The sequence below is a fragment of the Anaerotruncus sp. AF02-27 genome, assembly GCF_003465835.1.
Lineage (GTDB): Bacteria > Bacillota > Clostridia > Oscillospirales > Ruminococcaceae > Anaerotruncus > Anaerotruncus rubiinfantis.
This window is the reverse complement of the sequence record NZ_QSBX01000034.1, coordinates 19,743-31,339: the sequence shown is the minus strand read 5'-3', so window position 1 is coordinate 31,339 and position 11,597 is coordinate 19,743. Positions and strand designations below refer to the sequence as shown.

Genomic DNA, 11,597 nt, shown 5'->3' with positions numbered 1-11,597 from the left:
GCAACATTTTCTTTCGTCAAGCCCGCTTTGGAGCTTGACTTTTTATTTGCAGGCTTAATAAATTCCGATTTGTACTCTTTTCAAAGTCCAAGTCCATCAACCCATGCCGCAAGCTCCTGATGCCCGACGCTGCCCTTGAAGACCTTGCCTTCCAGCAGCTTTGCGCCTTTGCAGCTCGGCGCAAGGCGTTCGTTCGTCTTGCCAATGTTGCTTCCGCCGGAGGTCGCAAACGGGATGATCGTCTTGCCGGTCAGATCATAGCTCTCAAGGAACGTATTGATAATTGTCGGTGCAACGTACCACCAGATCGGGAAACCAACAAAGATTGTGTCGTAGTCCTTCATGTTGTCCCGCTTCACTGCAATTTCTGGACGAGAAGCAGGATCGTTCATCTCAATCGTGCTGCGGGCTTTCTTGTCCATCCAGTTCAGATCAGCTTTCGTATAAGGAACCTTCGGCTCTATCTCGAAAATGTCCGCGCCGATTGCCTCAGCCAGCGTCTCGGCTACCTTTGCGGTTACGCCGGACGCAGAAAAATATGCTACAAGTTTGTTGCTCATAATTGCCTCCATGTTTATTCGTCTTGATCCAGACCACCATTCAGAACAAGATACAACAGTACCTCCATCAAATTTGCAATCTTTCCAAGTGTAATGTCCTCATCTTTGGACTTCATAATCAACTGAAATACTCCATAGAACACGTCGCTCTGGTTAAGATCAGTTTCCGTTTCAAACCGCTCAAGAAGTGCTTCTATGCGCTCCAAGTCCGGCTCATCTTCCGGCTTAAACGAATCCTGCATTCCCAGCAGAGATGCAAGCCGCTCATCCTTCATGATAGCGTCGTATTCTATAAGCTGCTTTGCTCCTTCTGGCAGCCACTCGTCAAAATAATTGATAAAGATGTGGACGCGAATGCCGCCTTCCTCAGCGGGAGAGAAGCAGACGGTATGTGCCTTATCCGCGATCTCTTTCAGGAAAGCGAGGTCTTCCGGATCATCGAACTCCACGAATGGAAGAAACAAATTGATTTCAGAATGCCAGTGGTGGTAGTCTACGATCCCTTCAATACGTCCGTGATGCTGCTTGACAAACGCATCACAGCGTTCCAAAAGATACTCGTAATTCTTCTTATCCTCCGGCACAATGATCTTAGGTATCTTGTCCATCGCCTCAGAGTACGCTTTCAGCATACCTCCGTTAAGCACACGGTCATAGACCTCTTCGGACCATTCATCGCGTTCAGTAGGCTCAACTTGTCGGTAATCCTTTTCATAGATTAGATCGTCCATAGCGTTACCCCTTTATGATTGTCTCAAGCTGCTTCTCGGCTGCATTGGGAAGAAGCGTGTGCAGATGTCTCAGAATATGTTCTCTGGATTCCTGCGGGTCTCGCTGATAGGCGGACGTGATAAAGTCGTACCCGAAAAGCTCTTCCGGCGTCGCATACTCTGCAACGCCCCAGCCATAAGGTCTTCCGTACTTGTCCTGCATATAAACGAAATCCGCAATGCAGACATAGCTCTGCATTTGCAACCTTGTGATACACGTTTCAAAGCCGGTGTTGCCGCCCTTGCGATAGTTCCGTAATTCTTTCAGACGCTTGGAAAGAACTGTGCCTTCATCAGCTATGGTTTCGTAAAGCTCTTTGTCCTTATAGGACGTCAAGCCATCATCCCACCGAGCATCAAAGTCATATCCGTCTCGCCGGAAGTTTGCAAAGTCCGGAATCCAATCACGGCTCACGAAGCCAGCTCTTTTATTGAAAATCTTGCCGTAGAGACATTTGCCGCTTCGCGCAGCCGGACCTTTCCACTCCCACGGACCGTCTGCATCATCCGCAAACCACAATTCAGGGGCGCACAGCTCTTCAACAGAAAAGCCGGGAATCTCGTTCTGAAAGAAAGGCAGAAAGCCGTATTCTTCAACAGCGGCAATCAAGTCATCGGCACTATGCAGTTGTCCGACATAACGCTCTGACATTACTCTGCCTCTTCAATCACACCATAATCAATCAGAATATTTTTCTCCGCATATTGCGGGTAAACAATACCCATCATCTCATACTGATAACGTCTCACGCGGCGATGCTCCTGAACCGGCTCCGGTGCATACGCAGCGGTTTCACAGTGCGCATATTCTGGCATTTCCGCAAGATCATCCCGAACTGCGCGGATGAGTGCGTCTGTGACTTCTTCAATGCTGCCGCCAATCTCCACAGCAACCAGCTCATGCTTGAGGACGGACTTGTCCAGATCACCAGGGGAACGGAACAGTTTGTACTTCATAATGCACGTCCTTTCTCTGTCTATCGCGGTTACGTTTCTTGTGTAAGGCTTTTTGCTGCTTCTTGAACTCCGACTGTGTAACGAGACATAAGTAGAGAGAGTAGTTCAAGCATCATCTGCATACGGCAATTCAGTGCCATTGCAGGATTGTGTAGGTTTCGACATAGGGCATCCCATATAATGAATATATCAGACAGAAAATCCCTTAAAACCTCTGCTGTCAACCTTCCGGCTTGACATTTTTGAGGAAATCTGAACGCGGTACATACGGTAAGTTAAGCTGCCATCCCATGCGATTCAGCTCGTTGAGCTTGATCAGCATCAAGTTCACATTCGTCTCCATGATGGAGGAAAGCTGTACCACATCATACCCTTGCTTCATCAGTTCCATCAGCTCGTCATCGTCGATCCGCAAATGGGCGCTGAACGCATTGGCTTCATATTCCATCTCGTTACGCATATCGAACAGCGTAAACTCCTGCAATCCGCTTGCGCCTTTGGCTTGCTCCCGGTGCAAGCAGTCGTGACCAATCTCATGTCCGCAGACCATGAGCTTTACAATATACTCCATATTGGAGTTCAAAAGAATGTGCCTCTCCTTATGCCGGTAGGTGTACATTCCAAGCAGTTCGTTCAGTCCATCAATGAAATGAACGTAGATACCCAACTCTTTTGCAATACGCACGGTGTCCCGTGTTCCGCAGCCTCGTACAATATCCGTGGCTTTGCGGTGAATGAGTTCAGGTCGTAGAAGCAATTTTCATCACCCCCGCTATACCGATGGTTATTCCGTAATTATATAACATCAGCAGTCCAATAAACCGCCCTCAATCCTCATCGAGATGCAGTTTGTATTTCTTTGGCGTGTATTTTTCGACATTTCGGGCTTTGGAATCCCAGTAGATGTCCTGCAACGCTTTCATGACGGCATCTTTGTCCTGCTCAGAAAGCGTTCCGCCAGCAAATAAACCGGAGATACCATCCACCAAGTCCTGTGCCTGTTTCTTTCCACGCGCACCATATTTCTCTGTTGCCTGAACAACGAAGTTCTCATCTTCCGTCAGAAGATAATTGACATCAACACCGAAGAAATCGGCAATCTTCTTATATGCTTCCCGTGTGCGGGGCAAAGAAGTCCCTTTTTCATACAGCGTGATCATTTTGCGCGTAATCCCCAAGCTGTCCGCGACTTGCTGCTGGGTTAGTTCCTTCTTTACTCGTTCTTCCTTGAACTTCTCAGCAAACGTCATGTCTCGTTCACCACTCCTTCACAAAAAGTTTGCGAAACTGAATTTCCCATTTCTATTGACATGGGTAGTTGAAGTATGTATAATAGATATGCGTAATTCAATTACCCACAGTATATCGCGGATTACTCATCAAGTCAAGAGGAACGCGAGAATATGCACAGAAAAGTTACAAATATAAGTTGTTTCACCGAAACAGCTCAATGGCAAGGAGTGAGGATGCAAAACATGGAAGCACGATGCAGGAAGGCGTATGTTTGTGTCAATCTGGATGTAGACAAGGAAGGGGCTATCCGTCCGCGTTTCATCAGGTGGGACAATGGTTTGATTTTTCAGATCGACCAGATTCTTTACAAATGCCGCGCCACATCCAAGAAGGTTGGTGGTGGCGGCATCCGTTACACAGTCATGATTAAAGGAAAGGAGTCGTTCCTTTTTCATGAAGGAGACAAGTGGTTTGTCGAAGCAAAGGAGAATGCCCAGTGATCTTATCCCAGAAGCAAATCGAAGAAATTGCAGCAGCCGTCACGGAAGACTTCAACAAGTTCTTCTTTGGCACGGAGTCCGAGGAAGTCCGTATGGCTCGTGCAACGCCGATTGATCAGTTCGCAAGAGACTATCTCGGCTTGCAAGTGTCTTTTGCCCGCCTGTCCTCCGATGGAAGTATCTGCGGCTTGACCGCTTATACAGATACAGAGTACATCGTTGAGGAAAAGGGCGTTAGACGAACACTCCCGCTTAAATGTAATCAGGTGTTGCTCGACGAGAGCTTCATCCGTCAGGGACAGATAAAGAAGCTCTGCGGGAAGCGGCGCTTCACGCTTGCCCACGAATGCGCTCATCAGATTCTCTATCAGATGGAATCCGATGAAGTCAAGCAATGCTGCAACCGGCAGTATTCCGCACGAACAGCCTATTCGCTGCGCGATCTCAAAACACATGAGGACTGGAATGAATGGCAAGCAAACGTCCTCGGCGCGGCAATCCTGATGCCGCAGAAAGAAATTGACCTTGCCGCATGGTATTTCATCCCTGAGAAGAAGTTGACGTCCTATGACGGCTACTTTACATACCGGGATCGCCTGTCGCTCAGAGCGATATGCGCACAACTCGGTGTTTCCCAATCCGCAGCCGTCATCCGTCTGCGCCAGCTTGGTTATCTCGAAGACCGCCCATATTCAGAGTTCAACGATCCGACGGAGGTATGGGCATGAAAAAGAATATCCGTGTTACTGAACCGTCTGCTGAAATGCAGATGAAGATCAGACGGGCGCGTATCGCCATTGCCAGCCAGAAGAGGCGAACGATGGAATGCCCGTACTGCCATCACAATACCATCATCGTTTTTGAGGACACAAGAGGTCACGTTCAGGCAAAGTGCAAACTCTGCGGAAGAGAAACCGTCTTCAATGTTCTCAGTATGAGAAGGTTATATCTCCACCTCAACAGAGGATAAGGAGTTTAACAAATAAATATTTGATAGCTGTGCTGTGGAGCCGCTGACTGGTGAGTCTTCCTAATGCCGCATGAACAGAGTGTTCGCACTCTGTTTTATCGGCATGGGATCACAACTCACCGTCATGCGGCTCTTTTTTTAGGCTTGTCCATCCGCTGCTCCGCGCCAGCGGAAAGGACAAGCAATGAAACGAATCCCTAAAACCCCTGTCGAGTTCGACTACGACCTCTGGACTACGGAGGACGGAAAGTGCATGGTGCGCGTAAAAATCACCGGCGAAGTAACGGAGGTTGACCGTGAGGTCATGAAAATACTTCGCGCTGAGGAAAAGATGCTCAGACGTTCGTATGGCTCTGATGGTGCATCTGAGGATGAAGACGGCGAAGAAAAAACTTCTGGTGCTGTACTGTCCCTTGACGCTATGCCGGAGGACGATGTGAAGACTGCCGCATGGCTTGCTGACTCGTATGATCTCGCAAAAGAAGTCACAATGCAGCTCATGGTTAAGACATTTTACGCCGGTCTGACAGAAAAACAGCGCGGTGTATTTGAGCATTGCATGATTGCTGGGGAAAGTCTAAGCAGCTATGCGCGGGAAATTGGCGTTGACTACACGACGGTTCAGGAAACCCGAAATGCCCTCAGAAAAAAATTCAAAAAATTTTTCTCCGGCACCCCCTAATTCGCTTAAAAAATGTCCGTTGTAAAGTGAAGGGGTTAATCAGACCGCTTCACTGTTCCTTGAAAACTGAATAGTTCAGTGCTGCGGATCTTTCCGCTTCTGCGAAGCAACACAGCTTCCGACGCCAAGACCTCCTGCAAGGGAGTGAGCGACCTCCGGAGAGCTATAACAGCCGTGTGGTGTGGCTGCTTGCGACGATGCAGATGCCGGGTATAATGATACTTCCGTCTTTTCTTTGAAGGGGCGGCTCGGAGCGATCCTCGGAGGGGTGAGAGTCCCATGATACCGATTGACCATTGGTAGTCCGCAGCATTCCCTATTCGGCAGGGGCGCGAGCTGCAAATATGCCGGAAGTAGAACACTGTGAAAACGTCCGAAAGGACTTATCAGTGAATACTATGGGCAGCGATCCTCATGACCGCTGCCTATCAATTTGCTGATAAAGTGTTCTCGCGGCTTAACGCATAAGAAGGTAAATATTGGGCAAGAATACTCGTGAAAAGGCGGTGATGTTATGGAGAATGAGAGAAGCAGAAAAGAACTTCTCGACTCCTTGGTGGATATTCGGGACGTCAAAATTGACCGTTCCATGTCGGTAGAAGATCGGATGAAATCCTATGTGGAGCAGATCAAAAATCCCTATATGTTTAAGGTCGGCAACACGGTAGTTAGGGTTTCCTACGCAAATACTCAGGCTACGATCAATGACAATTTCGTAAATCTGCTTGCAAGTATGTGAGAAAGCCGTCGGATAACCCCAAAAGAATCTTTTTTGTGAACAAATCTGAAAAGGCTGGATAATTGCTTTGGACTGTGCTATAATAAGCATGGACAAAATCAGCGAAACACCACTGCTACTTTAGTTTTCGGGTTATCAGACCGGAATAAAGTAAGGAGTGGCGTTTTATGCTGAAATTATCTTTGGATAAAGATTATAAAGCCGCCATCTACCTGAGATTATCAAAGGAAGATGGCGACTTTTCTATTTCCGGCGAAAAACTTGAGAGTGACAGCATTTCAAACCAGAGAATGCTCATTAAGGAATACCTCAAGAAGCACCCGGAGATTACCGTAGTAAAAGAATACTGCGATGACGGCTTTACCGGAGCAAACTTTGAGCGTCCTGACTTCAACAGAATGATGGAGGCTGTCCGCGCTGGCTTAGTTGACTGCATCGTGGTGAAAGACCTTTCGCGTTTTGGTCGTGAGTATATTGAGGCTGGTGACTACATCCAGAAGATATTCCCCCGCCTCGGTATTCGCTTTATTGCAATCAACGACAACTATGACAGCGCACAGCCCGGAGCGGCAGACAACGAGCTTGTCCTTCCGTTCAAGAACCTGATGAACGATTCCTATTGCCGTGACATCTCCATCAAAGTCAGATCAAACCTTGATGCAAAGCGACGGAATGGACAGTTTGTCGGCTCTCGTGTGGTTTTCGGGTATCTGAGATCACCGGACAACAAGAACCAGTTGGTGATTGACCCGGTTGCTGCGCCGGTTGTGCAGGATATTTTCAAGTGGAAGATAGAAGGGCTGTCTCCGGCTCAGATCGCAGACCGGCTTAATGACGCCAATGTCCCTTCTCCGATTGAATACAAGAAAGCGAATGGCTCAAAGCAGCGCACCTGTTTCCAGACGAAGAAGGTTGCTCTGTGGAGCGCCGTTGCGATATATCGCATTCTCAAGAACGAGGTTTATACCGGAACACTGGTGCAAGGCAAAACCACGTCTCCAAACCACAAGGTTAAAAAGACCGTAGTGAAGCCGCAAAGCGAGTGGGCGCGGACAGAAAATGCCCATGAGCCTATCATTGCCCATGCTCAATTCGATCTTGTTCAGAAGCTCATGCTGGATGATACAAGAAGCCCGTCCGGTGCAACCGGCGTCCATCCGTTTTCCGGGAAAATTTATTGTGCTGACTGCGGAAGCCCGATGGTACGCAGAGTATCACGCTGCGGAGATAAGGAATATGCCTATTTCATCTGCGGTGGCAACAAGAGCGACAAGACCTTCTGTTCGTCTCACAGCATCAAAGAATCTGTTGTATATGATACCGTTCTCGCTGTCGTTCAAGGACATATTGACGCCGCTATGAATATGGCAGATGCGTTGAAGCGGATTGACGATATGGCTTGGGAAAACCGCGAGATTGAGAAGATCAAAGCAAAAATTTCGTTTCAGGAAGAAATCATTGATAAGAACCGCCGCTTGAAAACCGGTGCTTATGAAGACTTCAAGAGCGATTTTATCAGCCGTGAGGAATACAAAGCCTTTACAGCTCAGTTCGACCAGCAGATCAAGGAGGCAAGCGACACCATTATGCGGCTCACCAGTGAGCGAAACAGCGTGATGGGAGGTCTGGCAGAACAACAAAGCTGGCTTGAGCAATTCAGAAAATACGCAAATATCAAGGAACTCACTCGAAGCACCGTGGTCAACTTAATCGACTATATTCACATTCGAGAGAATAAAGACATTGATGTCGGTCTCATGCACTGCGACCGCTTTGCATCTATCGTTGAGTTCCTGCGCGAACGTCAGGAAAAGGAGGACGCGAATAAAGTCATTCGCTTTGAAAGGAAGGTGGTCTAATGGCACGAGTATCGCGGAAAAAGCAAAATCTCCCTACCCCAGCAGTTGATACTCCTATCCGCCGCTGGAAAACCGCTCTTTATGTCCGCCTCTCCGTCGAGGATAATGGTAAAGGTTCGGACTCGATTGATAACCAGACCACGCTCCTTGAAGACTATGTTGCGTCACGCTCGTATCTTGAGAAGACGGCGCTGTTCGTTGACAACGGCTATACCGGAACCGATTTTCTCCGTCCAGAGTTTAACCGGATGATGGAAGCCGTCAAGATGGGCATTGTAGATTGCATCGTGGTGAAGGACTTATCCCGTCTCGGCAGAAACTATATTGAAACCTCTCAGTTCATTGAAAAGGTCTGCCCGTTCTTCGATTTGCGCTTTATCTCCGTCAATGACTCCTTTGACACTGCAACGGTAACGAGCGAAGGGCATTTGTCCGCTTCCTTGTCGAACATCGTCAATGATTTTTATGCGAAGGACATCTCGCGCAAGGTCACAACAGCCCTTCAAGCGAAGATGGAGCGCGGGGATTATATCGGAAACTATGCACCTTATGGTTATCGTAAAGACCCTGAGAACAAGAACCATCTTCTGATCGACCCTGAAACTGCGCCGATTGTTGTCCAGATATTCCAATGGAGAGCCGAAGGTGTCAGCTACATGGGCATCAACAAAAAGCTTAACGATGCCGGTATTCTTTCACCCAGTCAGCTCAAACGGGAGCGCGGGGTGGAAACGAACTTCAATAAGAAGGATCGGGTCATTCTGTGGAACAAACACATGATAACCGAAATTCTTCAAAACATCGTCTATATCGGGCATTTAGCTCAGAAGAAAGGCAGTCAGTGTCTCTATGGAAGCATCCCTTATCACATCACGTCCGAAGACGAATGGATCATCGCTAAAAACACCCATGAGCCACTTCTCAGTGAAGAACTTTTTGAAAAGGTGCAGGAGATCAACCGTGCAGCCGTAGAACGCACGAGAGCCAATTCAGGCAAGTACGATCATCTACCCAAAGCGAAAAATATCTACGGGAAGAAGTTTGTATGTGCCGAGTGCGGAGCAATTATGAAATTGCAACGTTCCATCAGCACGAAGAAGGACAAGGTGTATTTCACCTTCAAATGCCCGACCTACGCCGAGCATGGAACAAGAGGTTGTTCCGACGTGAAAATACGGAAGCAGGATCTTGACGATGCAGTTTTTTCCTTCATCAAGTCTCAGATGGAAGTATTCCTCGATATGGAGAAGACGCTTCATTCTCTGCTGGCAATGAAAAAAGTCATGATTAAGCAAGACAATACCGTTCAAGAGATACGGACACTGCGTCAAAAACTTGCGCAAAAACAGTCTCTCCTTAGCGGTATGTATGTTGATCTCAAGGAAGGATTGCTCTCTGACGCCGAGTACAGCCACCATAAAGAGATCGTCATGGAGGACATCCGGGCGATTGAGAGAAATCTATCCGAGCTGGAAGCGCCAAAGAATCAGACAGAGGAACAGATTACCGGCGAAATGAAGTGGAAGCAGATGATCCGCCGTTTCCACGACGCGACGGAAATCTCCGAAGAAATGGCGGACGCTTTCATCGAGACTATGGAAATTCATGAGGACGGCACATTGGAAATCAAACTCAGCTATATGGATGAGTTTGCAGCACTTACGAAGACTTGCGAGAAAATCAGGAAGGAGGTTGCTTGATGAAACAGCAAATCGCTATTTATCTGCGCTTGTCGCTTGAAGACGTTGACAAGCGCACAAACAAAGTCAAGGACGAGAGCAACAGTATCGCATCGCAGCGTATGCTCATCAATCGTCATCTGGATCAGAACCCGCTTCTCTGCGATCTGCCTCGTATAGAGTTCTGCGATGACGGTTTCTCCGGCACGAACTTTGATCGTCCTGACTTTGCAAAGATGATAGAGTGCGCAAAGCATGGAGAAATTAGCTGCATCGTAGTGAAAGACCTTTCCCGTTTCGGGCGAGACTATCTTGAAGTTGGTGACTATTTGGAGCATATTTTCCCGTTTCTCGGCATCCGCTTCAAGTCTATCAATGACCATTATGACAGCGCGAAACATGAAGGCAAGACTATCGGCATGGATATTGCCTTCAAAAACCTTATCTATGACTATTACAGCAAAGACCTGTCCAAGAAGGTTAAGTCTGCAATGGGCATGAAACAGGAGAAGGCAAAGTTTGTGAACACAGTTCCATACGGGTATAAAGCCGATCCTGCTGACAAGCATCACCTTATCATCGACGTGGAAACCGCTCCGATAGTCCGCCGTATTTTCATGGAAGTGATCAGTGGCAAGTCCTGTACACAGATTGCAAAGGAACTGAACACAGAGGGTATTCCAACGCCCGCCCAGCACAAAGCCGTATCCAGAAAGGCATCTTCCAAGAAGCCCCAGTGGACACATCGCGGTATCCTGACTATGATAGAGAGCGTGAAGTACGCTGGAACAATGGTCAACCATACCCGCGAAAGCCGATTCATCCGTGACAAAAACCAGCGGCGCGTTCCCAAAGAAGAATGGTATATCCGCGAAAATGCGCATGAGGCGATTGTGACAAAGGATGAATACGAACAGGCACAAGAGGCAATCCAGAGACGTAAAAAGTTTGTCCGAAGCTCCCATGACCAGTCAGACCGAGTTTATTTCTGCGCTCATTGCGGCGGAAAACTTGAGAAAGCCAATGGAACTGTATTTGCTTGTCCGTCCCATCGGTATCACGATGGCAGTCCGTGTGAAAACGTCCGCTGGCGAAAAAGCGCACTTGAAGAAATCGTCTTTGAAGCACTGAAAAGACAGATCGAGATCGTCAGTATTGAATCCGCAGCCGTCAGAAAAACAGCGAAAAGCAAAGGTGAAAGTCTGGAAAGACAGCTCGTCTTGCTGAAAGCTCAGTATGATGCCTGTGATCGTGAGAAGTTTACGATCTATGAAAACTACCGTGAAGGGAAGCTGACTCCGGAAGAGTATCTGTCCGGCAAAGACGCCCTTGCACAAAAACAAGCCGCCCTGAAAGAGCAGCTTGAATCCTGTGAAACCCAGCTTGAGGTCTTCCATCAGCAAAGTCTCGAAGCAGAAGAACAGCATGAAGCAGCAAGCCGGATGACCGGCTTGCCCGATGACAAACTCAGAGAGCATCTGTATGATGCAGTTGAACGTGTACTTGTTTATGACACTGAGACAATCGAAATTGTCTGGAAGTTCAACGAATCAAAAATCGACACCGATGAAAACATCGGAGTTGCGAATTGACTCCGGTGTTTCATTTCGGGGCAAATCTGTCGAATTTACTCCTAAAATAACATAAT

14 protein-coding genes are annotated in these 11,597 nt (G+C 47.8%); 8 read left to right on the top strand and 6 right to left on the bottom strand.

What is annotated here, in order from left to right; translation table 11 throughout:
• Positions 1 to 80: 80 nt before the first annotated feature.
• The 6 genes from DWV16_RS16840 to DWV16_RS16815 form a co-directional block, all read right to left on the bottom strand.
• Complete coding sequence (locus tag DWV16_RS16840) at positions 81 to 560, bottom strand: flavodoxin (RefSeq protein WP_118480487.1); 480 nt, start codon at positions 558 to 560, stop codon at positions 81 to 83.
• A gap of 14 nt (positions 561 to 574) precedes the next feature.
• Positions 575 to 1,291: a hypothetical protein gene (locus tag DWV16_RS16835; protein WP_118480485.1), complete on the bottom strand. Its 717-nt coding sequence runs from the start codon at positions 1,289 to 1,291 to the stop codon at positions 575 to 577.
• A gap of 4 nt (positions 1,292 to 1,295) precedes the next feature.
• Entirely contained in the window at positions 1,296 to 1,982 is a 687-nt protein-coding gene (locus DWV16_RS16830) for a hypothetical protein (RefSeq protein ID WP_118480483.1), read from the bottom strand.
• Positions 1,982 to 2,287 carry a carboxylate--amine ligase gene (locus tag DWV16_RS16825; protein WP_118480481.1) on the bottom strand — a complete coding sequence of 102 codons (306 nt, stop codon included), beginning with the start codon at positions 2,285 to 2,287 and terminating at the stop codon, positions 1,982 to 1,984. Before DWV16_RS16825 ends, DWV16_RS16830 begins: the two co-directional genes overlap by 1 nt.
• 220 nt (positions 2,288 to 2,507) lie before the next feature.
• On the bottom strand, positions 2,508 to 3,044 hold the full coding sequence (locus tag DWV16_RS16820; RefSeq protein WP_118480479.1) for an ImmA/IrrE family metallo-endopeptidase: 537 nt from the start codon (positions 3,042 to 3,044) through the stop codon (positions 2,508 to 2,510).
• 70 nt (positions 3,045 to 3,114) lie between these two features.
• Positions 3,115 to 3,537 (bottom strand): helix-turn-helix transcriptional regulator, encoded by a 423-nt coding sequence (locus tag DWV16_RS16815; RefSeq protein ID WP_118480477.1) that lies wholly within the window; start codon positions 3,535 to 3,537, stop codon positions 3,115 to 3,117.
• A gap of 216 nt (positions 3,538 to 3,753) precedes the next feature.
• Here DWV16_RS16815 and DWV16_RS16810 point away from each other — a divergent pair, with 216 nt between their 5' ends.
• The 8 genes from DWV16_RS16810 to DWV16_RS16775 all read left to right on the top strand — a co-directional run bounded on the left by DWV16_RS16810 (position 3,754) and on the right by DWV16_RS16775 (position 11,541).
• Positions 3,754 to 4,020, top strand: coding sequence for a hypothetical protein (locus DWV16_RS16810; RefSeq protein ID WP_330427961.1), 267 nt, complete (start codon positions 3,754 to 3,756; stop codon positions 4,018 to 4,020).
• Complete coding sequence (locus DWV16_RS16805) at positions 4,017 to 4,748, top strand: ImmA/IrrE family metallo-endopeptidase (RefSeq protein ID WP_118480475.1); 732 nt, start codon at positions 4,017 to 4,019, stop codon at positions 4,746 to 4,748. Before DWV16_RS16810 ends, DWV16_RS16805 begins: the two co-directional genes overlap by 4 nt.
• Positions 4,745 to 4,990, top strand: coding sequence for a hypothetical protein (locus DWV16_RS16800; RefSeq protein ID WP_044930861.1), 246 nt, complete (start codon positions 4,745 to 4,747; stop codon positions 4,988 to 4,990). The genes DWV16_RS16805 and DWV16_RS16800 overlap by 4 nt, the downstream gene beginning before the upstream one ends.
• Before the next feature lie 184 nt (positions 4,991 to 5,174).
• Positions 5,175 to 5,672 (top strand): hypothetical protein, encoded by a 498-nt coding sequence (locus DWV16_RS16795; protein ID WP_118480473.1) that lies wholly within the window; start codon positions 5,175 to 5,177, stop codon positions 5,670 to 5,672.
• Positions 5,673 to 6,186: 514 nt separating this feature from the next.
• Positions 6,187 to 6,411 carry a DUF6870 family protein gene (locus tag DWV16_RS16790; protein WP_008396774.1) on the top strand — a complete coding sequence of 75 codons (225 nt, stop codon included), beginning with the start codon at positions 6,187 to 6,189 and terminating at the stop codon, positions 6,409 to 6,411.
• Positions 6,412 to 6,578: 167 nt separating this feature from the next.
• On the top strand, positions 6,579 to 8,270 hold the full coding sequence (locus DWV16_RS16785) for a recombinase family protein (RefSeq protein WP_118480471.1): 1,692 nt from the start codon (positions 6,579 to 6,581) through the stop codon (positions 8,268 to 8,270).
• Positions 8,270 to 9,970 (top strand): recombinase family protein, encoded by a 1,701-nt coding sequence (locus tag DWV16_RS16780; protein ID WP_118480469.1) that lies wholly within the window; start codon positions 8,270 to 8,272, stop codon positions 9,968 to 9,970. Before DWV16_RS16785 ends, DWV16_RS16780 begins: the two co-directional genes overlap by 1 nt.
• Positions 9,970 to 11,541 carry a recombinase family protein gene (locus DWV16_RS16775; protein WP_118480467.1) on the top strand — a complete coding sequence of 524 codons (1,572 nt, stop codon included), beginning with the start codon at positions 9,970 to 9,972 and terminating at the stop codon, positions 11,539 to 11,541. Before DWV16_RS16780 ends, DWV16_RS16775 begins: the two co-directional genes overlap by 1 nt.
• The last annotated feature ends 56 nt before the right edge of the window (positions 11,542 to 11,597 follow it).